Annotated in this window: 23 protein-coding genes and 1 riboswitch; of the genes, 13 read left to right on the forward strand and 10 right to left on the reverse strand. The window is 74.3% G+C overall.

Annotated elements, in window-relative coordinates:
* Positions 1–118: 118 nt before the first annotated feature.
* The 7 genes from OHS33_RS08460 to OHS33_RS08490 all read left to right on the forward strand — a co-directional run bounded on the left by OHS33_RS08460 (position 119) and on the right by OHS33_RS08490 (position 8,739).
* A complete protein-coding gene (locus OHS33_RS08460; RefSeq protein WP_330329754.1) occupies positions 119–1,390 on the forward strand; it encodes an inorganic phosphate transporter in 1,272 nt (423 codons plus the stop codon).
* A 20-nt stretch (positions 1,391–1,410) separates the two neighbouring features.
* On the forward strand, positions 1,411–1,632 hold the full coding sequence (locus tag OHS33_RS08465) for a hypothetical protein (RefSeq protein WP_330329755.1): 222 nt from the start codon (positions 1,411–1,413) through the stop codon (positions 1,630–1,632).
* A gap of 115 nt (positions 1,633–1,747) precedes the next feature.
* A riboswitch (cobalamin riboswitch) is annotated at positions 1,748–1,893 on the forward strand.
* 35 nt (positions 1,894–1,928) lie between these two features.
* Positions 1,929–2,915, forward strand: coding sequence for a cobalamin biosynthesis protein (locus OHS33_RS08470; protein ID WP_330329756.1), 987 nt, complete (start codon positions 1,929–1,931; stop codon positions 2,913–2,915).
* Positions 2,912–4,432 (forward strand): cobyric acid synthase, encoded by a 1,521-nt coding sequence (locus OHS33_RS08475; protein WP_443065266.1) that lies wholly within the window; start codon positions 2,912–2,914, stop codon positions 4,430–4,432. The genes OHS33_RS08470 and OHS33_RS08475 overlap by 4 nt, the downstream gene beginning before the upstream one ends.
* Before the next feature lie 154 nt (positions 4,433–4,586).
* Complete coding sequence (locus tag OHS33_RS08480; protein ID WP_330329757.1) at positions 4,587–6,704, forward strand: putative cobaltochelatase; 2,118 nt, start codon at positions 4,587–4,589, stop codon at positions 6,702–6,704.
* The gene (gene cobO / locus OHS33_RS08485; RefSeq protein ID WP_330329758.1) at positions 6,704–7,303 is read left to right on the forward strand and encodes a cob(I)yrinic acid a,c-diamide adenosyltransferase; all 600 of its coding nucleotides are present in this window, start codon (positions 6,704–6,706) and stop codon (positions 7,301–7,303) included. Before OHS33_RS08480 ends, cobO begins: the two co-directional genes overlap by 1 nt.
* A 5-nt stretch (positions 7,304–7,308) precedes the next feature.
* On the forward strand, positions 7,309–8,739 hold the full coding sequence (locus OHS33_RS08490) for a cobyrinate a,c-diamide synthase (RefSeq protein WP_330329759.1): 1,431 nt from the start codon (positions 7,309–7,311) through the stop codon (positions 8,737–8,739).
* A 2-nt stretch (positions 8,740–8,741) separates the two neighbouring features.
* On the opposite strand, the gene OHS33_RS08495 is transcribed toward OHS33_RS08490, so the two are convergent.
* Positions 8,742–9,536, reverse strand: coding sequence for a ZIP family metal transporter (locus OHS33_RS08495; RefSeq protein WP_330329760.1), 795 nt, complete (start codon positions 9,534–9,536; stop codon positions 8,742–8,744).
* An 80-nt stretch (positions 9,537–9,616) separates the two neighbouring features.
* Between OHS33_RS08495 and cobC the strand changes: the two genes are divergently transcribed.
* Positions 9,617–11,077 (forward strand): Rv2231c family pyridoxal phosphate-dependent protein CobC, encoded by a 1,461-nt coding sequence (gene cobC, locus OHS33_RS08500; RefSeq protein ID WP_330329761.1) that lies wholly within the window; start codon positions 9,617–9,619, stop codon positions 11,075–11,077.
* 124 nt (positions 11,078–11,201) lie between these two features.
* On the opposite strand, the gene OHS33_RS08505 is transcribed toward cobC, so the two are convergent.
* The gene (locus OHS33_RS08505) at positions 11,202–12,158 is read right to left on the reverse strand and encodes an SCO1860 family LAETG-anchored protein (RefSeq protein ID WP_330329762.1); all 957 of its coding nucleotides are present in this window, start codon (positions 12,156–12,158) and stop codon (positions 11,202–11,204) included.
* Between the two features lie 298 nt (positions 12,159–12,456).
* Entirely contained in the window at positions 12,457–13,575 is a 1,119-nt protein-coding gene (locus OHS33_RS08510; RefSeq protein ID WP_330329763.1) for an amidohydrolase family protein, read from the reverse strand.
* Between the two features lie 76 nt (positions 13,576–13,651).
* Here OHS33_RS08510 and OHS33_RS08515 point away from each other — a divergent pair, with 76 nt between their 5' ends.
* Complete coding sequence (locus tag OHS33_RS08515) at positions 13,652–14,734, forward strand: aminotransferase class V-fold PLP-dependent enzyme (RefSeq protein ID WP_330334962.1); 1,083 nt, start codon at positions 13,652–13,654, stop codon at positions 14,732–14,734.
* Between the two features lie 11 nt (positions 14,735–14,745).
* Here the strand turns inward: OHS33_RS08515 and OHS33_RS08520 are convergent, their stop codons facing one another.
* The 7 genes from OHS33_RS08520 to OHS33_RS08550 form a co-directional block, all read right to left on the reverse strand.
* Positions 14,746–15,846, reverse strand: a complete 1,101-nt coding sequence (locus tag OHS33_RS08520; protein ID WP_330329764.1) for an aminotransferase class V-fold PLP-dependent enzyme — start codon at positions 15,844–15,846, stop codon at positions 14,746–14,748.
* A gap of 76 nt (positions 15,847–15,922) precedes the next feature.
* Entirely contained in the window at positions 15,923–16,633 is a 711-nt protein-coding gene (locus tag OHS33_RS08525) for a DsbA family oxidoreductase (protein WP_330329765.1), read from the reverse strand.
* A 110-nt stretch (positions 16,634–16,743) separates the two neighbouring features.
* On the reverse strand, positions 16,744–17,226 hold the full coding sequence (locus OHS33_RS08530) for a GNAT family N-acetyltransferase (protein ID WP_330329766.1): 483 nt from the start codon (positions 17,224–17,226) through the stop codon (positions 16,744–16,746).
* A gap of 75 nt (positions 17,227–17,301) precedes the next feature.
* Positions 17,302–18,759: a peptidoglycan D,D-transpeptidase FtsI family protein gene (locus OHS33_RS08535; RefSeq protein WP_330329767.1), complete on the reverse strand. Its 1,458-nt coding sequence runs from the start codon at positions 18,757–18,759 to the stop codon at positions 17,302–17,304.
* A 62-nt stretch (positions 18,760–18,821) separates the two neighbouring features.
* Positions 18,822–19,484, reverse strand: coding sequence for a response regulator transcription factor (locus OHS33_RS08540; protein WP_330329768.1), 663 nt, complete (start codon positions 19,482–19,484; stop codon positions 18,822–18,824).
* On the reverse strand, positions 19,481–20,731 hold the full coding sequence (locus tag OHS33_RS08545) for a sensor histidine kinase (protein ID WP_330334963.1): 1,251 nt from the start codon (positions 20,729–20,731) through the stop codon (positions 19,481–19,483). The genes OHS33_RS08540 and OHS33_RS08545 overlap by 4 nt, the downstream gene beginning before the upstream one ends.
* A gap of 625 nt (positions 20,732–21,356) precedes the next feature.
* Complete coding sequence (locus OHS33_RS08550) at positions 21,357–22,166, reverse strand: IclR family transcriptional regulator (RefSeq protein ID WP_330329769.1); 810 nt, start codon at positions 22,164–22,166, stop codon at positions 21,357–21,359.
* 135 nt (positions 22,167–22,301) lie between these two features.
* On the opposite strand from OHS33_RS08550, the gene OHS33_RS08555 reads away from it, so the two are divergent.
* From OHS33_RS08555 to OHS33_RS08570, 4 genes are all read left to right on the forward strand, one after another.
* Entirely contained in the window at positions 22,302–23,840 is a 1,539-nt protein-coding gene (locus tag OHS33_RS08555) for an aldehyde dehydrogenase (NADP(+)) (RefSeq protein ID WP_330329770.1), read from the forward strand.
* A 71-nt stretch (positions 23,841–23,911) separates the two neighbouring features.
* Positions 23,912–24,133 carry a hypothetical protein gene (locus OHS33_RS08560; RefSeq protein WP_330329771.1) on the forward strand — a complete coding sequence of 74 codons (222 nt, stop codon included), beginning with the start codon at positions 23,912–23,914 and terminating at the stop codon, positions 24,131–24,133.
* Between the two features lie 108 nt (positions 24,134–24,241).
* Complete coding sequence (locus OHS33_RS08565; protein WP_330334964.1) at positions 24,242–25,447, forward strand: TerD family protein; 1,206 nt, start codon at positions 24,242–24,244, stop codon at positions 25,445–25,447.
* A gap of 114 nt (positions 25,448–25,561) precedes the next feature.
* Positions 25,562–25,741 (forward strand): hypothetical protein, encoded by a 180-nt coding sequence (locus tag OHS33_RS08570; protein WP_330329772.1) that lies wholly within the window; start codon positions 25,562–25,564, stop codon positions 25,739–25,741.
* Positions 25,742–25,766 lie beyond the last annotated feature (25 nt).

Below are 25,766 nucleotides of genomic sequence, written 5' to 3' on the forward strand. Positions count from 1 at the left end.
CGAGGGTCCCAAACCAGCCCTGACCTGGTACACCGCTCCGCCCGTTTCAGTTCATCTTCCGTTCACCCAGGTTGCCTACGGTCGGCGTGCCACTGACGTCAAACAGAAGCCTGGGTAAATGGAGCACGTAACGCTTCTCCTCGGGATCGTGATCATCACCGCTCTCGTGTTCGACTTCACGAACGGTTTCCACGACACGGCCAACGCGATGGCCACCACCATCTCGACCGGCGCACTCAAGCCCAAGACGGCGGTGGCCATGTCCGCCGTGCTGAACCTCGTCGGCGCGTTCATGTCCGTGGAGGTCGCCAAGACGATCTCCAAGGGCCTGGTCAACGAGGAAGGCATCCAGCCGGAGGTCATCTTCGCCGCGCTCGTCGGCGCGATCCTCTGGAACCTCGTCACCTGGCTGGTCGGCCTGCCGTCCAGCTCCTCGCACGCCCTGATGGGCGGCCTGGTCGGCGCGGCCGTCGCCTCTGCCGGCCTCGGCGCCGTCAACGGCGGCACGCTCGTCACCAAGGTGCTGCTCCCCGCGGTCGCCGCGCCGATCGTGGCCGGTGTGGCCGCGATGCTCGCCTCCAGGCTCACGTACAAGCTGGGCGCGAACGTCGACGCGAAGACCTCGGCCAAGGGCTACAAGGCCGGTCAGATCGCCTCGGCCGGACTCGTCTCCCTCGCGCACGGCACCAACGACGCGCAGAAGACCATGGGCATCATCACCCTGGCGCTGGTCGCCGGCGGCGCCCTCGCGCCCGGCTCCAACCCGCCGGTCTGGGTCATCGTCTCCGCCGGCATGGCGATCGCGATGGGCACCTACCTCGGCGGCTGGCGCATCATCCGCACCATGGGCAGCGGCCTGACCGACCTCCAGCCGCAGCAGGGCTTCGCCGCCCAGACCTCGGCCGCGAGCGTCATCCTGGCCTCCTCCAGCCTCGGCTTCTCCCTCTCCACCACCCACGCCTGCTCCGGCGCGGTGATGGGCGCGGGTCTGGGCCGCAAGGGCGGCGTGGTCCGCTGGTCCACCGCCTCCCGGATGTTCATCGCCTGGGGCCTGACCCTGCCGGCCGCCGCACTGGTGTCCGCGGGCGCCGAGCTGGTCATGCGCACCGGTGACGTCGGCGTGGCCGCCGTCGCGCTCTTCCTCGTCGGCTCGATCGTCGCCATCTGGCTGATCTCGCGCCGCCAGGTCGTCGACCACACCAACGTGAACGAGGTGGCGGACACCGCCGCCGAGGCGCCGGGCGTGGTCACCACCGCGATCGCCGCCGTCGCCGTCCCGCCGGTCGCGGGCAGCACCGCCGCGGTCACGGACGAGGCCTTCAAGGCGACCATCCCGACCCCGACCCCGGCCGCTCCCCCGGCACCGGCGGCTCCCGCCGCCGCGGTCTGACCCACAGAGGAATCGGCAGTATGAAGATCGACTGGGCAGCACTCGGCTCCGTGTTCGGCGTCAGCCTCTCCGCGACCGTCGCCCTCGTGACCCTGTTCACCCTGGGCATCGTGGGCCTGTCGAAGCACGAGACCGCGACGGGCCAGGGCGGCGCCGCCCACCTGGCGCGCACCGGCGCCTACGCCTGCTTCGCACTGTGCGCGGTGGCCGTCGGCTACGCGATCTACCTGATCGTCAGCTGACGGCACGGGGGCGCGCCCGCGCGCCCCACCGGCACCTCAGCGGCACCGCACGTCCGAAAGCTCCCTCCGGCCCAATGCCGGGGGGAGCTTTCGCAGGTCAACGGCAAGTTGACGGGCGTTCGCGGTGCGTGGTGGACTGCCGGAGCCAATACGGCGGCATGAAGAGGAAGTCCGGTGCGAATCCGGCGCGGTCCCGCCACTGTCACCGGGAGCCACAGGCTCCCGGAAGCCAGGAACTCTCGCCACCGGACACGTCGAACCAGGGCGCGGACCCTGAGTGAGGACCCACCTGCCCCATGCGTGCCGATCGCGTTTTCGCGTACGGCGCGACGGCCGGCCTGATCGGCGACCGGATCCTCGGTGATCCGCGCCGCGGCCATCCCGTCGCCGCCTTCGGAAAGACCGCCGCCGCCGTCGAACGAGCCCTGTGGGGCGACAGCCGGGCCCGGGGAGCCGTGCACGCCCTGGTGTGCGCCGGGGGCGCGGCCGCCATCGGCGCGCTCGGCGCCCGCGCCGTGCGCTCCCGGCCCGCCGCCGCCCGTATCGCCCTGACCGCGGCCGCCACCTGGGCGGTGGTCGGCGGCACCTCGCTGGGCCGGGAGGCCCGGGCCATCGGGGGCGCGCTGGCCGCCGGGGACACCGAGGTGGCCCGCGAGCGGCTGCCCCACCTGTGCGGGCGCGACCCGCAGGCCCTGGACGAACAGCAGATCGCCCGCGCCGTCGTGGAGTCCGTCGCCGAGAACACCTCCGACGCCGTCGTCGGCGCCCTGGTCTGGGGCGCGCTGGCGGGGGTGCCCGGGCTGCTGGGCTTCCGCGCCGTGAACACCCTGGACGCGATGGTCGGCCACAAGTCCCCCCGCCACCTGCGCTACGGCTGGGCCTCGGCCCGGCTCGACGACGTCGCGGGCTGGCCGGGCGCGCGGCTGACCGCGCTGGCCGCCGTACTGGCCGGACCCGACCGGTGGGGCGCCGTACGGGCCTGGCGCGCGGACGCGGCCGCCCACCCCAGCCCGAACGCCGGACCGGTGGAGGCCTCCTTCGCGGGGGCGCTCGGGGTCCGCCTCGGCGGCACCCTGGCGTACGCCGGGCGCGTGGAGCACCGGGCCGTGCTGAACGGGGCCGCGGGCCGCCCGGTCGAGGTCGCGGACATCGAGCGGGCCGTCCGGCTGTCGCGCCGGGTCACCTGGATCTCCCTCGGGGCGTGTGTGTCGCTGCGGTTCCTGTTGTCACAGTGCACGTCAGGTCGTCGCACGTCAGGTCGTACTACGAAGGGACGCGCATGAGCGGCGCACGGCGCGGCGGCGGACTCCTGGTCGCCGGCACCACCTCCGACGCGGGCAAGAGCGTGGTCACGGCGGGCATCTGCCGCTGGCTGGCCCGCCAGGGCGTGAAGGTGGCCCCCTTCAAGGCCCAGAACATGTCCCTGAACTCCTTCGTCACCCTGGAGGGCGCCGAGATCGGCCGCGCCCAGGCGATGCAGGCCCAGGCGGCGAAGGTCGAACCGACCGCGCTGATGAACCCGGTGCTGCTCAAGCCCGGCAGTGACCAGAGCAGCCAGGTGGTGCTGCTGGGCAAGCCGGTGGGCGAGATGAGCGCCCGTGGCTACCACGGGGGCAGGCAGGAGCAGTTGCTCGGCATCGTCACGGACTGTCTGGAGCAGCTGCGGGGCACGTATGACGCCGTGATCTGCGAGGGGGCGGGCAGTCCGGCCGAGATCAACCTGCGGCGTACGGACATCGTGAACATGGGCATCGCGCGGGCCGCGCGCTTCCCGGTGGTCGTGGTCGGCGACATCGACCGCGGCGGGGTCTTCGCCTCCTTCTTCGGTACGACGGCGCTGCTGTCCCCCGAGGACCAGTCGCTGATCGCGGGCTACCTGGTCAACAAGTTCCGCGGTGACGTGTCCCTGCTGGAACCCGGCATGGAGATGCTGCGGGGCCTGACGGGGCGCGCGACGTACGGGGTGCTGCCCTTCCAGCACGGGCTCGGCATCGACGAGGAGGACGGCCTGCGCGTCTCGCTGCGCGGCGCCGTACGGGAATCCGTGGTCGCCCCGCCCGTCGGGGAGGACGTGCTGCGGGTCGCGGTGTGCGCGGTGCCGCTCATGTCGAACTTCACCGACGTCGACGCGCTGGCCGCCGAACCGGGCGTCGTGGTCCGGTTCGTGGACCGGGCCGAGGAACTGGCCGACGCCGACCTGGTCGTCGTACCCGGCACCCGCGGCACCGTGAAGGCGCTGGCCTGGCTGCGCGAGCGCGGGCTCGCCGACGCGCTGGCGCGGCGGGCCGCCGAGGGACGCCCGGTGCTGGGCATCTGCGGCGGCTTCCAGGTGCTGGGCGAGACCATCGAGGACGACGTCGAATCCCGGGCCGGGGTCGTCGACGGGCTGGGGCTGCTGCCCGTGCGCGTCCGCTTCGCGCGGGAGAAGACCCTCGCGCGGCCGAGCGGGCACGCGCTCGGCGAGAGCGTCGAGGGGTACGAGATCCACCACGGGGTGGCCGACGTGCGGGGCGGGATCCCCTTCCTGGACGGCTGCCGCGTCGGTGAGGTGTGGGGCACGCACTGGCACGGGTCGCTGGAGAGCGACGGCTTCCGGCGGGCCTTCCTGCGGGAGGTCGCGGCGGCGGCGGGGCGGCGGTTCGTTCCGGCGGCGGACACGTCGTTCGGGGCGCTGCGGGAGGAACAGCTGGATCTGCTGGGCGATCTGATCGAGGAGCACGCGGATACCGGGGCGCTGCTGCGGCTGATCGAGGGCGGGGCTCCGGCGGGGCTCCCGTTCCTCCCCCCGGGTGCGCCGTGACCGCGGCCCGGGCGTTCCCGAAACTGGGCTCTGCCCAGACCCGGTCCTCAAACGCCGGACGGGCTGAAATCCTCCAGCCCCGCCGGCGTTTGAGGCGCGGGGTCCGGGGCGGAGCCCCGGCAATGGTCCGCACCTTCGAAGGAGTGAGCAACGCATGAGCACGCCCTACCCGTTCACCGCACTGGTCGGCCAGGCCGACCTGCGCCTCGCGCTGCTGCTCAACGCGGTGAGCCCCGCGGTCGGCGGCGTGCTCGTGCGCGGCGAGAAGGGGACCGCCAAGTCCACCGCCGTGCGCGCGCTGTCCGCGCTGCTGCCGCAGGTGGACGTCGTCCCCGGCTGCCGGTTCAGCTGCGCGCCCACCGCCCCGGACCCGGCCTGCCCCGACGGCCCGCACGAGGCGGGCGGCCGGGCCGCGCGGCCCGCGCGGATGGTGGAGCTGCCGGTCGGCGCCTCCGAGGACCGCCTCGTGGGGGCGCTCGACATCGAACGCGCCCTGTCCGAGGGCGTGAAGGCCTTCGAGCCGGGCCTGCTGGCCGACGCGCACCGCGGGATCCTCTACGTCGACGAGGTCAACCTGCTGCACGACCACCTCATCGACCTGCTCCTCGACGCCGCCGCGATGGGCGCCTCCTACGTCGAGCGCGAGGGCGTCTCCGTCCGGCACGCGGCCCGTTTCCTGCTCGTCGGCACGATGAACCCGGAGGAGGGCGAGCTGCGGCCGCAGCTGCTGGACCGGTTCGGGCTGACCGTCGAGGTCGCCGCCTCCCGCGAGCCCGCGCAGCGCGTCGAGGTGGTGCGCCGCCGGCTCGCGTACGAGGACGACTCCGCGGCCTTCGCCGCGCGCTGGGCCGTCGACGAGGCGGACGTACGGGACCGCGTGGTCGCGGCACGTGCCCTGCTGGGCCGGGTGGTGCTCGGGGACGGCGCGCTGATGCAGATCGCCGCGACCTGCGCCGCCTTCGAGGTGGACGGGATGCGGGCCGACATCGTGATGGCGCGCACCGCCACCGCACTGGCGGCCTGGGCCGGGCGGACGGACGTCCGCAAGGAGGACGTGCGGCAGGCCGCTCTGCTGGCGCTGCCGCACCGGCGGCGGCGCAACCCCTTCGACGCGCCGGGGCTGGACGAGGACAAGCTGGACGAGATCCTCGACTCCTTCCCGGACGAGGAGCCCGAGCCCGACCCGGAGCCCGAACCGGAGCCGGAGGGTCCGGACGACGGCGGACCTGAGGGCGGACCGGACGGCGGGCCCGACGGCGGACCGGACGGCGGCGGGCTGCCGCCGCAGGGGCACGGCCAGGATCCGGCGCCGGAGTCCGCTCCGGAGCCGGACGGCGGCACCCCAGACCCGGCGGAGGCCGAGGGGGCTCCCGAGCCCGCCCCGGCCCGCGCCGACGCGGCCGAGGCTCCCACCCAGGCCGCCGTGCGGGCCGCCGACCCGTTCCGGACCAAGATGCTCAGCGTCCCGGGGCTCGGCGAGGGCGCGTCCGGACGGCGCTCGCGGGCCCGTACCGCGCACGGGCGCACGACCGGCGCGCAGCGCCCCCGGGGCCAGCTGACCAAGCTGCACCTCGCGGCGACCATCCAGGCGGCCGCCCCGCACCAGCTGGCCCGCGGGCGCACCGGCCGCGGCCTGGTCGTGCGCGGGGACGACCTGCGCCAGGCGACCCGGGAGGGCCGCGAGGGCAACCTCGTGCTGTTCGTCGTCGACGCCTCGGGCTCGATGGCGGCCCGCAAGCGGATGGGCGCGGTCAAGGGCGCGGTCCTGTCCCTGCTCCTGGACGCCTACCAGCGGCGCGACAAGGTCGGCCTGATCACCTTCCGCGGCACCGGCGCCGAGCTGGCGCTGCCGCCCACCTCCTCGGTGGACGCGGCGGCGGCCCGGCTGGAGCAGCTGCCGACCGGCGGGCGCACCCCGCTGGCCGCGGGGCTGCTCAAGGCCCACGAGGTGCTGCGGATCGAGCGGCTGCGCGATCCGTCGCGCCGCCCGCTGCTGGTGGTCGTCACCGACGGCCGCGCCACCTCGGCGGGTCCGGCGGGCGGTGACGCCCGGGCGCTCGCGCGCCGGGCCGCGCTGCTGCTCCAGGGCGAGCACGTCGCCTCGGTGGTCGTGGACTGCGAGTCGGGTCCGGTCCGGCTGGGCCTGGCCGGGGTGCTGGCCGCCGACCTGGGCGGGCCCGCCGTGACCCTCGACGGGCTGCGGGCCGATTCGCTGGCCGGGCTCGTGAAGAACGTACGTACCTCATCCGCGACTCTCAGGAAGGCCGCCTAATGCCCCAAGGACAGCCGTCCGTCGTCCCCGACGACGGACTCACCACGCGTCAGCGCCGCAACCGCCCGCTGGTCTTCGTCCACACCGGCCCCGGCAAGGGCAAGTCGACGGCCGCCTTCGGGCTGGCGCTGCGCGCCTGGAACCAGGGCTGGCCGGTCGGGGTGTTCCAGTTCGTCAAGTCGGCGAAGTGGAAGGTCGGCGAGGAGAACGCGCTCAAGGCCCTCGGCGAGACCGGCAAGGGCGGCCCGGTCGTCTGGCACAAGATGGGCGAGGGCTGGTCCTGGGTCCAGCGCGACGCGCAGCTCGACAACGAGCAGGCGGCCAAGGAGGGTTGGGAGCAAGTCAAGCGCGACCTGGCCGCGCAGACGCACACTCTGTACGTCCTGGACGAGTTCACGTACGCGCTGCACTGGGGATGGATCGATGTGGACGAGGTGATCGAGGTGCTGCGCGGCCGTCCCGGAACCCAGCACGTGGTCATCACCGGCCGCAACGCCCCCGAGAAGCTCGTGGAGTTCGCCGACCTGGTCACCGAGATGACCAAGGTCAAGCACCCCATGGACACCGGCCAGAAGGGCCAGAGAGGCATCGAGTGGTGACGTCCGTGACCGTCCCGCGCCTGGTGATCGCCGCGCCGTCCTCCGGCAGCGGCAAGACCACCGTCGCGACGGGCCTGATGGCGGCCTTCACGCAGCGCGGTCTCGCCGTGTCCCCGCACAAGGCCGGGCCCGACTACATCGACCCGGGCTACCACGCCCTGGCCACCGGCCGCCCGGGGCGCAACCTGGACTCCTTCATGTCCGGGACGGACCTGATCGGCCCGCTGTTCGCGCACGGCTCGGCGGGCTGTGACCTCGCCGTGGTCGAGGGCGTGATGGGCCTCTACGACGGGGCCGCCGGGCGGGGCGAACTCGCCTCGACCGCGCAGGTCGCGAAGCTGCTGCGGGCGCCGGTGGTGCTCGTGGTGGACGCGTCCTCGCAGTCCCGGTCGGTCGCGGCGCTCGCGCACGGCTTCGCGTCCTTCGATCCGCAGGTGCGGATCGGGGGCGTGATCCTGAACAAGGTGGGCTCCGACCGGCACGAGGTGATGCTCCGGGAGGCGCTGGAGGAGGCCGGGATGCCGGTGCTCGGCGTGCTGCGCCGGGTGCCGCAGGTCGCGGCGCCCTCGCGGCACCTGGGGCTGGTCCCGGTCGCCGAGCGCCGGGCGGACGCGCTGGCCTCGGTGGCGGCGCTGGCCGATCAGGTGCGGGCGGGCTGCGATCTGGAGGCGCTGATGGCGCTGGCCCGGACCGCGCCGCCGCTGGAGGTCGAGCCGTGGGACCCGGCGCGGAACCCGGCCCGGGACCCGGAGGAGCCGACCGGGGCCGCCACCGGGCGGCGGCCGGTCGTCGCCGTGGCGGGCGGGCCCGCCTTCACCTTCTCCTACGCCGAACACGCGGAGCTGCTGACCGCCGCCGGGGCGGAGGTCGTCACCTTCGACCCGCTGCGGGACGAGGCGCTGCCCGCGGGCACCGCAGGACTGGTCATCGGCGGCGGTTTCCCCGAGATGTACGCGCCGGAGCTGTCGGCGAACGCCCCGCTGCGCGCCGCGGTGTCCGCGTTCGCCGCGTCGGGGGCCCCGGTCGCCGCCGAGTGCGCCGGGCTGCTCTACCTGGCGGGTTCGCTGGACGGCAAGCCGATGTGCGGGGTACTGAACGCCGACGCGCGGATGTCGGACCGGCTCACCCTCGGCTACCGCGAGGCGGTGGCGGTCTCGGACAGCCCGCTGGCGCGGGCCGGGACCCGGCTGCGCGGGCACGAGTTCCACCGCACGGTGATCGAGCCGGGCGCCGGGGCCGCGCCCGCGTGGGGGTTCACGCATCCCGAGCGCCGGGTCGAGGGCTTCGTGCAGGGGGGTGTGCACGCCAGTTACCTGCACACGCACTGGGCCGCGCAGCCGTCGGTGGCGTGGCGCTTCGTCGGCCACGCGCGCGCGGCGGACGCCGGGGCGGCCCCGGCGGGGGCGACACCGGCCGGGGCAGCGGACGCCCCGTGAGGTCAGTCCGCGAGGCCGACGACCAGCCAGATGCCCGCCACCCCGCCCACCGTGCACATCAGTGTGGACAGGGCGGGGTGCCGGTGGTGCGCCTCGGGCAGGATCTCGGCCGACGCGAGGTAGAGCAGGACTCCGGCGAAGAAGCCGAGGTATCCCCCGAGCGGTTCCTCCGGAAGGGTGAACAGCAAGGTGGACGCCGCTCCGACGACGGGGGCCACGGCGTCCGCGAAGAGCATCATCAGGGCCTTGCGGCGGGCGTTCCCGTACAGGCTGGTGAGCGTGTAGGTGTTGAAGCCGTCGGCGAAGTCGTGGGTGATCACGGCCAGCGCGACGGCCACCCCCATCCCGCCGCCGACCTGGAACGCGGCGCCCAGCGCCACCCCGTCGGCGAGGCTGTGGCCGACCATGGCGCCCGCGGCCGTCAGCCCGACCTGCGGGACCCTGCCCCCGTGCTCCCCGTGCCCGGAACCGTTCCCGGAGCCGTGCCCGGAGCCGTTCTCGCCGCCGTGCCCGGAGCCGTTCTCGCCGCCGTGCGAGGCCTGGCGGACCGCCAGGACCCGCTCCACCACGTGCGCGACGAGGAACCCGGACACGAAGAGCAGCAGGGCCAGCGGGACGCCGAACACCTCGTGCCCGGCCGCCCGCATCGCCTCCGGCAGCAGGTCCAGGCCCACCACGCCGAGCATCAGCCCGCCGGCGAGGCCCAGCACGAGGTGGCGGCGGTCGGTGACGCGTTGCGCCGTCCATCCGCCCGCCAGCGTCATCAGGAACGCGCCCAACGCCACGATCACGGCCATAGGCCCCTGAATACCGACTGCCGGGCCCGCGCGCACCTTCGCGCGCGGGGTGGCGGACGACACGATGTTGACGGCTGACGATGACGAGGGAGCGAGGACCCCGGGTGGGCGAGCAGGGCGGTTACAGCGGGTACGAGCGGGTGGTCGTCGGCGTCGGCGGCCGTTCGGGGGTCTCGGTGGCGGAGGTCTGCGCCTTGGTCGAGGAGACGCTGCGGGACGCCGGGCTGGCGGTGGCCGCGGTCACGGCCCTGGCCACGGTGGAGTCGAAGGCGGCCGAGGCCGGGATCTCGGGCGCCGCGGAACGTTTCGGCGTACCGCTGCTGACATACGGGCCCCAGGAGCTGGAGCGGATCGCGGTCCCGCATCCGAGCGAGGCCGCCCGGGCGGCGGCCGGCACCCCCTCGGTGGCGGAGGCGGCGGCGCTGGCCGGGGGCGGCGAGCTGCTCGTGCCCAAGCGGAAGTCGGCGGCGGCCACCTGCGCGGTGGCCCGGGCGGAGGCGCACGACCTGCGCCACCACGGGGACGCCGAGGTGCTGGACGCGCCGGGGCGGCTGGTCGACCTGGCCGTCAACGTACGGTCCGACACGCCCCCGGCCTGGCTCAAGGAGCGGATCGCCGCCTCGCTGGACACCCTTTCGGCCTATCCGGACGGGCGGGCGGCCCGGGCGGCGGTGGCCGCGCGGCACGGGCTGCCGGTGGAGCGGGTGCTGCTGACGGCCGGGGCGGCGGAGGCGTTCGTACTGATCGCGCGGGCGCTGGGCGCCGTACGGCCGGTGGTGGTGCACCCGCAGTTCACCGAGCCGGAGGCGGCCCTGCGCGATGCCGGGCACCGGGTGGAGCGGGTGCTGCTGCGGCCCGAGGACGGGTTCCGGCTGGACCCGGCGGTGATCCCCGAGGACGCGGACCTCGTGGTCATCGGCAATCCCACCAACCCGACCTCGGTGCTGCACCCGGCGGCGGCGATCGCGGCGCTGGCCCGGCCGGGGCGGACGCTGGTGGTCGACGAGGCCTTCATGGACGCGGTTCCGGGGGAACGCGAAGCGCTGGCCGGGCGGGTGGACGTGCCCGGGCTGGTGGTGCTGCGGAGCCTGACCAAGACGTGGGGGCTGGCCGGGCTGCGGATCGGCTACGTGCTGGCCGAGCCCGCGGTGATCGCGGCGCTGGCGGCCGCGCAGCCGCTGTGGCCGGTGTCGAGTCCGGCGCTCGTGGCGGCCGAGGCGTGTGTGTCCCCGGCGGCGCTGGCGGAGGCGGCGGAGGCGGCGCGCCGGATCGAGGTGGACCGGGCCCATCTGCTGGCCGGGCTGGCCGAGTTCGATGAGGTCACGGTGGCGGGGGTGGCGGCGGGTCCCTTCGTCCTGATCCGGGTGGAGCGGGCGCCGGAGGTCCGCGCCCGGCTGCGGGCCCTGGGCTTCGCCGTCCGGCGCGGGGACACCTTCCCCGGGCTGGACAGGTCCTGGCTCCGGCTGGCCGTGCGCGACCGGGCGACGACGGGGCGGCTGCTGCAGGCCCTGGACCACGCGCTGACGCTGACGTCCTCCTGAGCCGGTGTGCCGCGGCCCGGCCTGAGCGGCCTCGGGGGACTGGGGCTCTGCCCCAGACCCCGCGCCTCAATCGCCGGCGGGGCTGAAACCCTCCAGCCCCGCCCGTACCCCCCGCCAGGGGGCTTTACTGGATCCGGCCGCGGCCCCGGCTGCGGGTCACGACGAGGGCGACGACGCCGCTCCCCAGCAGGAGCAGCGCGCCGCCCGCCACGTACGGGGTGACCGAACCGGCCCCGGTCTCGGCCAGGTTGGCCTCCGTCCCGGCGGACTGGGGCTTGACGTCCGCGACGGCGGGCTTCGCGGGGGCCTGCGCCGAGGGCGCGGTGGACGGGGCGAGGGAGGGCGCGATGCCGCCCGCCCGTTCGCAGTGCGCCTCGGCCAGGACCACCTCGCCCGTCACCTGGGCGACGTTCAGGTTGCCGGGGTTCACCGACACCTTGAGCCGCAGGGCGGCGGCCGCGGCGGTGGTGGAGGTGGTCTGCGTACCGGACAGCTCCAGGCTGACCTCGCCGACGCCCGGGACCGCGACCCGGGTCGGGCCGCCCGCGGACAGGGTGATCTTCTTGCCGAGCGCGGTCACCGTGCCGAGCACGTTGGACATGGCCACCGGCTTCCTGCCCGGCTCGCACACGGCCTTCGAGGTGACCTTCTCCACCTCGATCAGGGAGAGCGCGGGCAGTCCGGGGACGTGGACCCTGGCGTGAGCGAGGTTCGCCTCGGCCCGCGCCCCGGTCTTGTCCGCGGTCGCCTTCGAGGTGGCGACGTCGGCGCGCAGGACGCTCACCGGGTTCCCCTGGTCGACCCCGTCGAGGGTGACGGTCAGGGCGGTCTTCGCCGCGTCGGCGGGAGCGCTGACCTCGTTGAGGGTGGCGGTCAGCGGTACGTCGACGGTCTTGTTGAGCAGGCCCACGTCGAGCCCGGCGCGCAGGACGACGGCGCCGGCCGTGCCCACGGCGCCCGTGCTGCCCGTGCTCCCGGCTCCGGAGCCGCCCGTGGCGTGGGCGGCGGGTGCGGTGAGCAGGGCGACCGCGCCCGCGGCGAGCAGGGCGGCCGCGGGCATGCGGAAGGTGTTGCTGTTCAAGGTGGTGGAACCCCCAGGGAGGTGGGAGCCGTCGCGCCGCCAATGGGGGACATCGCGCGCCGACGGCCTGGACCCCGGAAGTTTTACGCACTGAGAGTGAATGGGTGACGACCTGGCGTGAGTTCACCCCAAAGGGTGGTTTCCACGCACATATTCGAATCAGTGGGCACAGGAGTGTGCCGAAACCCCGCGAGCACACACGGGACCACGGGTTTCAGCCACACTCAACGACCAGGCGCGGGGCAACGTCACACCCCGTCAACACGCCCCGTCAACACGCCCCGTCAACCACGCGCGCTCAGCCGCGGATCCGGCCCGCCAGCACCACCCGGCGCGGGTCCGCCAGCACGGACACGTCCGCCCGCGGGTCCTCCCCGTAGACCACCAGGTCCGCCGGAGCGCCCTCCTCCAGTCCGGGCCGGCCCAGCCACGCGCGGGCTCCCCACGCCGTCGCCGACAGCGCGGCCGAGGCCGGGATCCCGGCCTTCACCAGCTCGGCGACCTCCGCGGCGACCAGTCCGTGGGGCAGCGAACCGCCCGCGTCCGTACCGACGTAGACCGGGACGCCCGCGTCGTACGCCGAGCGCACCGTGTCGTAGCGCCGCTCGTGCAGCCGCCGCAAGTGGGCCGACCAGCGGGGGAACTTGGCCTCGCCGCCCGTCGCCAGCTTCGGGAACGTCGCGATGTTCACCAGCGTCGGCACGATCGCGACCCCGCGCTCGGCGAAGAGCGGAATGGTGTCCTCGGTCAGGCCGGTGGCGTGCTCGACGCAGTCGATGCCCGCCTCGACCAGGTCGCGCAGCGAGTCCTCGGCGAAGCAGTGGGCGGTGACCCGGGCGCCGAGCCGGTGCGCCTCGGCGATCGCCGCCTCGACCTCGGCGCGCGGCCAGCAAGCCGTCAGATCGCCCACCTCGCGGTCGATCCAGTCGCCGACCAGCTTCACCCAGCCGTCGCCGCGCCGGGCCTCGCGGCCGACGTACTCGACCAGGTCTGCGGGCTCGATCTCATGGGCGTAGTTGCGGATGTAGCGCCGGGTGCGGGCGATGTGACGGCCGGCCCGGATCACCTTCGGGAGGTCCTCGCGCGCGTCGATCCACCGGGTGTCGGAGGGCGAACCGGCGTCCCGGATCAGCAGGGTGCCCGCCTCCCGGTCCGTCAGCGCCTGCTTCTCGCTGGTCGCGTCGTCGACCGGACCGTGGGCGTCCAGTCCCACGTGACAGTGCGCGTCGACCAGGCCCGGCAGCACCCAGCCGCTCACGGTGGTCACCTCGTGTCCCCCGGCCCCGGCGCCCGGCCCCGTACCCGGCGCGCCGCGCGGGGGCTCGTACGAGATCCGGCCACCGATGACCCACAACTCGTCGCGGACCTCGTCCGGACCGACGAGAATCCGCCCCTTCACGTGCAGCACTTCGCTCATGGCCGCACTGTAGCCACCCGCTCGGTACGCTCTGCCCGTAACCTCGAACGAAGAGAGCACCACCGTGACCAGCACCGTGCCCCACCCCCTCCTTGACCTGCCGCCGCTGACCGCGGAGCGCTTCGCGTCGATCGAACGGGGGGTCGCGGAACTCCTCTCCACCCGCCAGGACGTGGTGATCACCCAGGGCGAGGCGCTGCTCCCGCTGGAGGGCTGCATCCGCTCGGGCGCGCGGCCCGGTTCGACGGCGCTGAACATCGTGACGGGGCCGTACGGGACCACCTTCGGCAACTGGCTGCGGGACTGCGGCGCGACGGTGGTGGACCTGACCGTGCCCTTCGACACCGCCGTGAGCGCGGCGCAGGTCGCGCGCGCCCTCGCCGCGCACCCGGAGATCGACTTCGTCTCGCTGGTGCACGCGGAGGCGGCGACCGGGAACACGAACCCGGTCGCGGAGATCGGTGAGGTCGTGCGGGCGCACGGCGCGCTCTTCATGCTCGACGCGGTGGCCTCCGTGGGCGCGGAACCGCTGCTGCCGGACGCGTGGGGCGTGGACCTGTGCGTGATCGGCGCGCAGAAGGCGATGGGCGGACCGGCCGGGGTGTCGGCCGTGTCGGTCTCGGAGCGCGCGTGGGACCGCTTCGCGGGCAACCCTTCGGCGCCGCGCCGCTCGTACCTCTCCCTCCTGGACTGGAAGGAGCGCTGGATCGACGGCGGGCGCACGACGCTGCTGCACGCCCCCGCCCAGCTGGAGATGCTCGCGCTGGAGGCCTGCCTGGCCCGGATCGCCGAGGAGGGCCCGGCGGCCCTGATGGCCCGCCACGCGGCGGCCGCGGCGGCGACCCGGGCGGGCGCGGCGGCGCTGGGCGTGGCGCCGTACGTCATCGACGCGGCGGACGCGGCGCCGGTGGCCACCACCCTGCGGGTGGCCGAGGCCTCGCTGGTGGTCGCGAAGGCCCTCGGCGCCGACCCCTCGGCGCCGCTGGCCGCGGGCGGCGGCGCGCTGGCCCAGGAGATGATCCGGGTCAACCACTTCGGCCCGGCGGCCGCGCTCCCCGTGGTGCACGCCTCGCTGACGGCCCTGGCCACGGCCCTGTCCGTCCCGTCGGCCCCCGCCCTGGACGCGGCCACCGCGGCCTGGGAGACCGCTTCCGTCTAGACGTCCGACGTCTAGGACAGCGCGTCGAGCGCCCGGTCCACCTCCGCCTCCGTGTTGTACAGGTGGAAGGAGGCGCGCAGGGCGCCCGCGCGGGCCGCCGTCGGGATGCCCGCCGCCAGCAGGGCCGGCTGGCGGTCGGCCAGGCCCGGGACCGCGACGATCGGGGCGCGGCCCGGGACGGGCTCGTGGCCGAGGGTCGCGAGCCCGGCCCGGAACCGGTCGGCCAGCGCCGTGTCGTGGGCGTGCACCGCCGCGATGCCGACCCGCTCCAGCAGGGCCAGCGACGGCTCGGCCGCGTGGTAGGCGAGGAAGGCCGGGGATTCGTCGAACCGGCGCGCGTCACGGGCCGGTTCGGCCATCGGCCCGTAGAAGGGGTCCCGCCCCGGTCCGGCCGCCATCCACCCGGCGTGCAGCGGTACCAGGCCCTCCTGCGCCTCCTCGGAGACGGTCAGGTACGAGACCCCGCGCGAGGCCAGCAGCCACTTGAAACCGGCGGTCACGGTGTAGTCGTAGGGCGCCGCGTCGAACGGCAGCCAGCCGACCGCCTGCGTCGCGTCCACCAGCATCCGCGCCCCGTACCCGGCGCTCGCCTCGCGGATCGCCGCGAGGTCGGCCACCCGCCCGTCCGCGGACTGTACGGCGCTCAGCGCGACCAGGGCCGTCCGCTCACGGACGGCTCCGGCGACCGACTCCAGGGGGACGAACCGCGTCTTGAGGTCGCCCCACGCCACGAAGGGATTCATGACGGAGGCGAAGTCGCCCTCGACGCACAGGACTTCGGACCCGGCGGGCAGCGCGGCGGCGATCAGCCCGACATGGGTGGCCACCGCCGAACCGATGGCCACCCGCGACGGCGCGACCCCGGCCAGGCGCGCGAAGCCCTCGCGCACCCGGCCGACGACCGCGAGGTCCCCGAACCCCTCGGGAAGCCCCGCCCCGGCCGCGTCGGCCATGGCGTGCACGGCCGCCACCGCCGCCCGCGGGAGGACGCCGCAGGTGGCGGTGTTCAGGTAGGCGGTGGTGTGCCCGAATTCGGCCCGGACCGCCTCGGCCAGGTTCACGTCGTCGGAGTGCACATCGGCAGCGGTCGCTTCGGCATCGCGATGATCCATGGATCCCACTCTGCTGCAGCAACAGCCCACCGTCCATGGCCGGTTCGCCCGGACGGGCGGCCCGGCGGAGGGGTAATCAGGCCTGGCCGGGCACGGCGCACGCGCCGTCCGGTTCGCAGACTTCCGCGTCGGGCGAGGTCGGGACGCTCTCGCGGCCGGCCCACGCCTGCTCCAGCGCCTGGGTGAACACCTCGGCCGGCTGCCCGCCGGAGACCCCGAAGCGGCGGTCCAGGACGAAGAACGGCACCGCGTTCGCGCCCAGTTCGGCCGCCTCGCGCTCATCCGCGCGCACCGCGTCGGCGTAGGCGGTGGCATCGGCGAGCACCGCGGCCGCCTCCGCTTCGTCCAGACCGGCCTCGACGGCGAGGACGAGGAGGGTCGCGGAGTCGAAGACGGACCGCTCCTCGGCGAAGTTCGCCCGGTAGGCGAGGTCCAGCAGCTCCTCCTGGCGGCCACGGGCGGCGGCCAGGTGCAGGAGGCGGTGGATGTCGAAGGTGTTGCCGTGGTCACGGCCCTCGGTGCGGTACGTCAGCCCCTCGGCGCGGGCGCTCGCCGCGACGTGCTCCTCCATGCCGCGCGCCTCCTCGACGGTGCGGCCGTACTTCTTGGCCAGCATCTCCACGACCGGCGCGACACTGCCCTTGGGGCTGTTCGGGTCGAGTTCGAAGGAGCGGAAGACCACCTCGACCTCGTCGCGGTGCGCGAAGGCGGCCAGCCCCTTCTCGAAACGGGCCTTGCCTATGTAGCACCAGGGGCAGGCGATGTCGCTCCAGATCTCGACGCGCATGATCCTTCTTCTCTCCGGGTCCGGGGTGGGCTCTCGGGGCGCGGAGGGGTCCCCTCCGCCGTCCCAGCGAGCACAACACCCACCCCCCGGCCCTCATTCCCCCGCGGCCCTCATTCCCCGACCGTCAGCCAGAGCGTGTGGTGGGAGCCCGCGTGCGGGGCGTCCGGGTCGGAGCGCCAGCCGTGGGCGGCGTAGAAGGCCTGGGCGCGCAGGTTGTGCTCGTAGACCTCCAGCCGGACCCGGGGCACGCCCGCCCGGCGCCAGCGGTCGAGGCAGGCGGCGTGCAGGGCGGCGCCGGTGCCGCGCCGCCAGTGGGCGGGGTCCACGTGCAGCTGGGTGAGCGTGGTCTCACCGGCCTCGGTCCGGAAGGCGGCGACGCCGGTCAGCTCACCGTCCTGTTCCGCGCAGAGCACCCCGCCGGCCGTCCCGTCGCCGCGGGCGACGGCGCGCGACCAGCCCTCGCGGGTACGGGCCAGCTCGCCCTCGCCCGCGTAGGCGTCCTCGGGGATCCGGCCCCGGTAGTAGGTGGCGCGGGCGCGGGTGTGCAGGGCGGCGATCGCGTCGAGATCGGCGGGGAGTGCGGTCCTGATCATGGGAAAGAGAACGCGCCGGGGACCTCGCGGGTTCCCGGCGCGTTCGTACTTGCGTACGTCGGCTACTTCTTGAGGCTACTTCTTGAGCCACGCGTCCATCATCTTCTGGGCCACGGGCGCGGCCAGCTTCCCGCCGCCGATCTCGGACCGGTCCGTGTCCGAGTTCTCGATGACCACGGCCACCACGATCTGCTTGCCGTTCGTCTTGCCGTACGAGGTGAACCAGGCGAGCGGATTGAGGCTGTTGTTGACACCGCGCTGGGCGGTGCCGGTCTTGCCGCCGACCTCGGCTCCGGAGACCTGCGCGGGCCTGCCGCCGCCCTCGGAGACCACCGTCCGCATCGCGTCGCGGATCATCGAGGCCGTCTTCTCGCTCATGACCTGCTGGGACTTCGGGTCCTTGAAGCTCTCCAGGACATTGCCGCTGGAGTCGGTGACCTCGGAGACCACGTGCGGGGCGACGAGCTTGCCGCCGTTCTCGATCGCCGCCGTCACCATCGCCATCTGGAGCGGGGTGGCCTGGACGTCGAACTGGCCGATGCCCGTCTGGGCCACCTGGTCCTTGGACATCTTCTTCGACGGGTACTTGCTCGTCGGAGTGGTCCCGATCGGGATCTTGGCGTCCGCGTTGAAGCCGAGCTTCTCCGCCATGGCGCGCATCTTGTCCTGGCCGAGCCGGTGGGCCAGCTCCGCGAAGACGTTGTTGCAGGACTTCTTGAGACCGTCGCGCAGGGTCACGTTGTTGCAGCCGGGCGTCGAGACCTCGCTCTTCAGCACGGTCGTGGTGCCGGGGATCGTGTACGGGTCCGGGATCCCGGTGGGCGTGTCGATCGAGCTGAACAGCCCGTTCTCCAGCGCCGCCGCCAGGGTGACCAGCTTGAAGGTGGACCCGGGGGCCTGCGGCTTGCGCAGCGCGGTGTTCAGCATGGGCGCGCCCTGGTTCTCGGAGAGCTTCACCCAGGCCGCCTCGTCCGCCTTGGTGTTGCCCGTGATGCTGCCCGGGTCGTAGGACGGGTTGTTCACGATGCCGAGGATCTCGCCGGAGACCGGGTCGATCGCGACGGCGGCGCCCTGCTTGCCCTGGAGCGCGTCGTACCCGGCCTTCTGGACGTCCTTGTCGATCGTCGTCAGGACGTTGCCCGGGTCGGCCCGCTTGTTCGTGAGGACGTCCATGAACGACTTCAGCCGGTTGTCCGAACCGTTCAGGATGTTCTTGTAGATCCCCTCCAGCATCGTGGAGGTGTACGCCTGTGAGGTGTGTCCGGTGATCGGCGCGTACAGCGGGCCGTCGGTGTAGGTCCGCTTGTAGGCGTAGGTCTTGCTCCCCTCGGTCTTCGTCGAGCCGGTGATCGCCTCTCCGCCCACGATGATGTTGCCCAGCGGGTTCGCGTACTGCCCGATGATGTTCCGCTGGTTGTGCGTGTCGTCTGCGAGGGCCTGGCCTTGGTACGCCTGCACCCAGGTCACCCGCACCAGCAGGGCAAGCACCAGAAGCAGACAGAAGACCGACGCGCGCCTGATCGTCTTGTTCATCTCCGGGAAAGACGCGCCAGCGGTCCCGGGCGTTCCACTCTGCCCCGATTGTGGCGGGGTTCTCAGCTTTTCTTCATACGGAAGCCCCCTTCGTAGGCGGCGATGACCGCCTGGGTCCGGTCGCGGGAGCCGGTCTTGGCCAGGACCGCCGCCACGTGGGTCTTCACCGTCTGCGGGCCGACCCCGAGCCGCTCGCTGATCTCGTGGTTCGACAGCCCGGTCGCCATCAGCCCCAGTACGTCGGCCTCCCGCTCGGTCAGCCGGGCCGCCCAGGCCGGGGCGGAGGACCGCCCCGTGCCGTGGGCGGCGGCCAGCGAACGCACCGCCGCCGGGAAGAGCAGCGAATCGCCGCGGGCGACCAGCCGGACCGCGCCGGTCAGCTCCTCCGGGTGGGCGCGCTTGAGGAGGAACCCGGCGGCGCCCGCGCGCAGGGCGTCGTACACATACGAGTCGTTCTCGAAGGTGGTGACCACCACGATCCGGGGCGGCTCCGCCATGGTGGCGAGGATCTGCCCGGTGGCCCGGATCCCGTCGGTCTCCGGCATCCGGACGTCCATGAGGACCACGTCGGGAGCCACGGACCGGACCAGGGAGACCGCCTCGGCGCCGGAGGCCGCCTCGCCGACCACCTCCATGTCCGGCTCGGCGTCGAGGATGACCCGCAGGGCGGTACGGACCATCCGCTCGTCGTCGGCGATCACGATGCGCAGCGGCGGCCCGCTCACCGGGCGCCCCCGCCCAGCGGGAGGACGGCGCGCAGCCGCCAGTGCCCGCCCTGCTCCCCCGCCTCCACCCGGCCGCCGAGCAGGGCGGCCCGCTCGGCGGCCCCGCGCAGCCCGCGGCCCCCGCCGCCGCGGGACTCCCGCCCTTCGGCCGTGCCCGTGCCCGTGCCCGGGGGATTACTCATGATCAACTCCAGTTCCCGATGTCCGCCGTGGTCGCCGTGGTCGTTGCTCTTGCCGCCGTCCCGTACGAGGATCCGCAGGTCGACGGGGCCCGCGCCGTGCCGCATCGCGTTGCTCAGGCCCTCCTGGACGATCCGGTACGCCTCCCGGGACACGATCGCGGGCAGTTGCCCCCAGTCGCCGACGGGTCCCGGATCCTGCCGGGCCGTGATCCGGACGCCCCCGGCCCGGCTGCGGGCCAGCAGCCCGTCCAGGTCGGCGGCCAGGGTCGGCGCGGGCGCAGCGCCCGGCCGACCCGCCCCGTCCACCCCGTCCCCTTCCCGCAGCAGGCCCAGGACCGCGTCCAGCTCGCCGACCGTGCGCCGCGTGGTGTCCTCGATCGCGGCCAGCGCCTCCCGGACGAACTCCGGATCCGTGTCCAGCACCCGCCGGGCCGCCCCCGCCTGGAGGGTGACGGCGCTCAGCGCGTGCCCCACCGCGTCGTGCAGCTCCCGGGCCAGCCGGTTGCGCACCGCCAGGTCGGCGGCCCGCTCCTCGGCGGCGGCCAGCCGGTCCGCCGGGGTCGGCCCGAGCAGTACGGGCGCCAGCCGGGCCAGCAGCGCCCCCGCCCCCGCCGCGCAGAGCGCCAGCCCGCCGAGCAGCCCGGCCCCGAGCAGGGGAGCGAGGTAGGGCCCGGCCGAGGTGCTGAACCAGTCGAGCCCCGACCGGCTGTTCCGCAGCGCCCCCACGAACGGCAGGAGGAGCAGCACCACCCCCATCGGCGGCACCGCCAGGGTCATCCCGCTCACGACCGCGCCGGTCCCCAGGTGCAGGGTCCACCACGCCGCGGTCCGGCCCCGCGCCGCCCAGGACCGGCCGGGCCCCTGCGCCAGCCGCTCCCCCGGCACCCCGCACAAGGCCCGGACCACGACCACCGACATCGGCCTGACCAGGGGAAACACCGCGGTGACGGCCACCAGCGGCAGCGCCGCCGCATAGGCGATGAGCGTCAGCGGGAACGAGGCGAGGGCATTGACCCCGCCCGCGACCACCCCCACCACCACCTGGGCCAGGAGGAAGTACGGCATCAGCAGCGCCCCGCCGAGCACCAGGTGCACCCAGCGCAACCCGGCCGTCGCCAGCCCGGCCCTGCTGAGACCGAGCCTGCTGAGACCGGCCCTGCTCAGCCCCGCCCTGCCCAACCGCGTCCCGCGCAGCCCCGTCCCGCTCCGCCCCACCCCGGTCCGCCCCATCCCGTTCACCCGCTCCGTGGCCGGTCCGCGCGGCGCGCGGCGAGGAACCTCGTGAGCACGGCGGCCGCCAGCAATCCGGTGATCATCTGGCCAGCGTAGGTCAGGTACATGCCGACCGTGGTCCCGGTACGTCGCGCCCACCGCCGGTCCCGCCACCGCCGCGGCTCCCGCCACCACCCCCGTGGATGACGGGAACCGCCGGCCCGGCACGCCCTGCCACCGGTGCCCCCGGCGCTGACGCGCGGAGGGGACGAACAGTCCGGCGAGGGCGAGTACTTGGACGAACACCCACGCATCGAGGAAGGGCTCGCGCGCTGCCGACGACCGCGCCGTCTCCACCGCTCGCGTGTTCATGGGTCAACGGTCCCGCCTCCGCCGCCCCAGCACCTCCCCCGCGAAGGTGATCCGCCTCCCCCGCCCGGGGGAGACCCCCCCCGGCAGAGCCGTCACATCCGGCCCGTCACATCCGGCGCGTCACGACCGTCAGCCGGTCCCGCGCCTCGAACAGCGCCTCCTTGATCAGCCGCTCGTGCCCCGCCGTCAGCCGCGCCACCGGCACCGAGCAGCTCACCGCGTCCCGCGCCGGAGTGCGGTACGGCACCGCCACCCCGAAGCAGCGCAGCCCCAGCGTGTTCTCCTCGCGGTCCACCGCGTACCCCTGTTCGCGCACCAGCGCCAGCTCCTCGATCAGCACCTCCCGGTCCGTGATCGTGTGCTGCGTGACCGCCTCCAGCCGCTCCGGCAGCAGCCGGCGCACCTCCTCGTCCGTGTGCGTGGCCAGCAGCGCCTTGCCGAGCGCGGTCGAGTGCACGGGCAGCCGCCGCCCGACCCGGGTGAAGGGCCGGAGGTAGTGCTGCGACTGGCGGGTGGCCAGGTAGACCACGCTCGTGCCGTCGAGCCGGGCCAGGTGGATGGTCTCGGTGGTCCCGTCCGAGAGCCGGTCCAGGGTGGGCCGGGCCGCCGCGACCACCTCGTCCCCGTCGATGTACGAACTGCCGACGAGCAGCGCCCGTACGCCGATCCCGTACCGGGTCCCCTGCGCGTCCGTCTCCACCCAGCCCAGTCCCACGAGCGTGCGCAGCAGCATGTAGAGGCTGGATTTGGGCAGTCCGAGGTCGTGCTGGATGTCCGCCAGGCTGTGCAGTCCGGGCCGCGCCGCGAAGTGCTCCAGCAACTGCACGGTCCGCACCGCGGACTTCACCGGCGCGCCCACCGCCGTAACCCCTGAGACCCCTGAGACCTCTGAAGCCTCCGACTCGGCTGTCGTCATGCGCGTTCTCGCCCCTTTGCCTTGTCAACCCCGAAGACACGGAAATAGAGTCCACGACGGATGTGATCATTCATCCATCGGAACGGCGTTCAGAATACTGAACGATTCATCTCCAGACCCAGGAGGAAGTGCGCCATGACAGGAACCCCAGTCTGGAGTGTGGACCCCCGTACCGGGAAGCAGCGCGAGCAGGTCGCGGCCGAGGCCACGGCCCGTGAGGTGGACCGGGCCGTACGGGCGGCCCACGCGGCCCGCGGCGCGCTCGCCGACCGCACCACCCGCATCGCCTTCCTGCGCGCCGCCGCCGACCTACTGGACGGCTCGGCCGCGCGGGTCGTCGAGACCGCCGACGCCGAGACGGCGCTGGGCCCGGGCCGCCTCACCGGCGAGCTGGCCCGTACGACCTACCAGCTGCGCGCGGTCGCCGACGCCGTCGCGGACGGCGCGTACCTCGACGTCCGGATCGACCGCGCCGACCCCGCGCTCACCCCGCCCCGGCCCGAACTGCGCCGCTACAAGGTGCCGCTCGGCGTGGTCGCGGTCTACGCCGCCTCCAACTTCCCGCTCGCCTTCTCCGTGCCGGGCGGCGACACCGCCAGCGCGCTCGGCGCGGGCTGCCCCGTCGTGGTCAAGGCCCACCCCGACCACCCGGCCACCTCCGAGCTGTGCGCCTCGCTGCTGCGCCGGGCCGCGGCGGAATCCGGGCTGCCGGCGGACGTCGTGAGCGTCGTCCACGGCTTCGACGCCGGCCTGGAGCTGATCCGTCACCCGCTCGTCACGGCGGCCGGGTTCACCGGTTCCATCCGGGGCGGCCGGGCGCTGTTCGACGCGGCCGCCGCCCGGCCCGTCCCCATTCCCTTCCACGGCGAACTCGGCTCCCTCAACCCCGTCGTGGTCACGCCCGCCGCCGCGGCCGAGCGCGCCGAGGAGATCGGCGCGGGGCTGGCCGGCTCGGTCACGCTCGGCGTCGGCCAGTTCTGCGTCAAGCCCGGGCTGGTGCTCGTACCCGAAGGAGCGGACGGCGACCGGCTCACCGGCGCGCTCACCAAGGCCCTCGGGGAGAGCGGGCCGGGGGTGCTGCTCGACCACCGGATGCGGGAGAACTTCATCACGGGGGTCGGCGAGCGGGCCGTGCTGCCCGGAGTCGGCGCCCCGGTCAGGCCCGGCTCCGGCGGCGCGCACACGGTCGGCGCGGGCTACCTGACCATCGCCGCGCGCGGCCTGCTGGACGGGCCGCGGACGTACGGGGCGCTGCTGGAGGAGTGCTTCGGCCCGGTCACCGTCGTCGTGCGGTACGCCGACCAGGGCGAGGCCGCCGACGTACTGGACCTGCTCCCCGGCAACCTCACCGCCACCCTCCAGCTGTCGGCGGCGGAGTGCGCGGGCCCGGACCCCACCGGCGCGGCGGAGCTGATCGGGCAGGTCACGCGGCTGGCCGGGCGGGTCGTGGTGAACGGCTGGCCGACCGGTGTCGCCGTGGCCCCGGCCCAGCACCACGGCGGCCCCTACCCGGCCGCGACCTCGCACTCCACCTCCGTCGGCGGGACGGCGATCGAGCGGTGGCTGCGCCCGGTGGCCTACCAGTCGGTGCCGGACCCGCTGCTGCCGCCGGAGCTGCGCGAGGCCAACCCGCTGGGACTGCCCCGCCTGGTGACCGGCGGACCCGCCGCCTGACGGGCGCCTCCACCGGCTCCGACGGAGAAATGCGGTTGCCCGCCCCGCGCGGCGCGGGGCAGGCTGCCGCCATGCCGAGACCCCACGGATTCACGTACGAGCAGCGCCGCGACGGCAGTGTCGTCATCACCCACCAGGGCCGCGAGGCGAGCACCCTGCGCGGCGCCCGGGCGGAGAAGTTCCTGGCCGAGGTGGGGTCGGGGGACGCCCAGCTGGTCATGGCCCGCTGGACCGGCGCCTACAAGTTCGGCAACGAGCGGATGGCGAAGAACCACCCCCGCAACCGGCGGTAGACGGCAGCCCACCGCCCCTCGGCCCGGCACTCGCCCGGCACTCGGGCGACGGACCCGCGGGTAAGGGAACGGCAAAGGGCCTTCGGTCGTTCTCCGGGCATGACCGCTATGACCCCTGGTTCGAACCTGCCGCTCAATGCCGTCCGCGTGACGGTGGATGTGGCTGCTCCGGTACGGCTGGATGTATCCGGGCTCCTGCTCGCCGCGGACGGCAAGGTGCGCTCCGACGCCGACTTCATCTTCTACAACCAGCCCGCCGGCCCCGGTGTCAGCTACCGGTCCGGTGGCGGTGCGGCGCCGGACTCGATCACCGTGGACACCTCCGCGGTCCCGCCCGGCATCGAGCGCATCGTGGTGACGGCCAGCCCCGACGCCGCCGGGCAGAGCTTCCAGGGCGTCGAGCCCACCGCCACCGTGCGCGACGCCGACGGCGGCAGGGTGATCGCCAGCTTCACCCCGCCGCGGCTGGGCACCGAGACCGCGCTGGTCGTCGTCGAGGTCTACCTGCGCGGCGGTGTGTGGAAGGTCCGCGCCGTCGGCCAGGGGTACGCGAACGGACTCGCCGGGATCGCCACCGACTTCGGCGTCTCGGTGGACGACGAGCCCGCGGCCGCGGCGCCCGCGCCCGTCCCCGCCGCCGTCCACACCCCGCCCCCCGCCCCCGTCGCGGCCGCGTTCCCCCCGCCGCCGCAGGCACCGCCCGTCGCCCCGGCGGCCCCGCCCGCCCCCGGCGCCGGGAAGATCAACCTCGACAAGGGCCGGGTCAGCCTCCAGAAGAACCAGACCGTCTCCCTGGTCAAGGGCGGCCGCCCGCTGCTCTCCCAGGTCAAGATGGGCCTCGGCTGGGAGCCCGCGTACGGCGGCCGGGACATCGACCTCGACGCCTCGGTCATCGCCTACGGCCCGCAGCGCAACCACATCGACAGCTGCTACTTCGGCAAGCTGTCGATCCTGGGCGGCGCCATCAAGCACTCCGGTGACAATCTGACCGGCGAGGGCGCCGGGGACGACGAGGTCATCGTCGTGGACCTCGGCCGCATCCCCGCCGAGGCCACCGGCCTCGTCTTCACGGTCAATTCCTTCTCGGGCCAGAAGTTCACCGAGGTCGCCAAGGCCTACTGCCGGCTCATCGACGCGGCCAGCGGCGAGGAGCTGGTCCGCTTCGACCTCACCGGCGCCGAACCGCAGACCGGCGTGATGATGGCCAAGCTGATCAAGCAGTTCTCCGGCGAATGGGAGATGACGGCCATCGGAGATTTTGTGAAGTCCCGCACAGTGCGCGGCATGGTCAAACCCGCCGCTCAGGCGCTCTGACGCAGGTGGGCGGGGACTGACCGCCCCCCGCGGAGAGCCCGGGGTGACCCAGGCCACCCCGGGCCGCAGTTAAACAGGAGGTCGCTGTCAGTGCCCGCCCGTAGCCTTGACCCCATGTACAAGACACTCCCGACCGCGGGTCCCGCCCGCCCGTCCGCCTCCGAGGCGAACGAGGCGATACGGCACCTCGTCGAGACCGGGGTGGACAGCGAGTGGCCTTCCGAGGCGTATGAGTTCCTCCTCGGCGAATGGGCCGCGGGCAGCCGCGAGGAAGTCGGCTCCGCGGCCCTGTAGGCCCCCGCCGCTCCCCCGGTCCCGG

The organism is Streptomyces sp. NBC_00536, assembly GCF_036346295.1.
Taxonomy (GTDB): Bacteria; Actinomycetota; Actinomycetes; order Streptomycetales; family Streptomycetaceae; genus Streptomyces.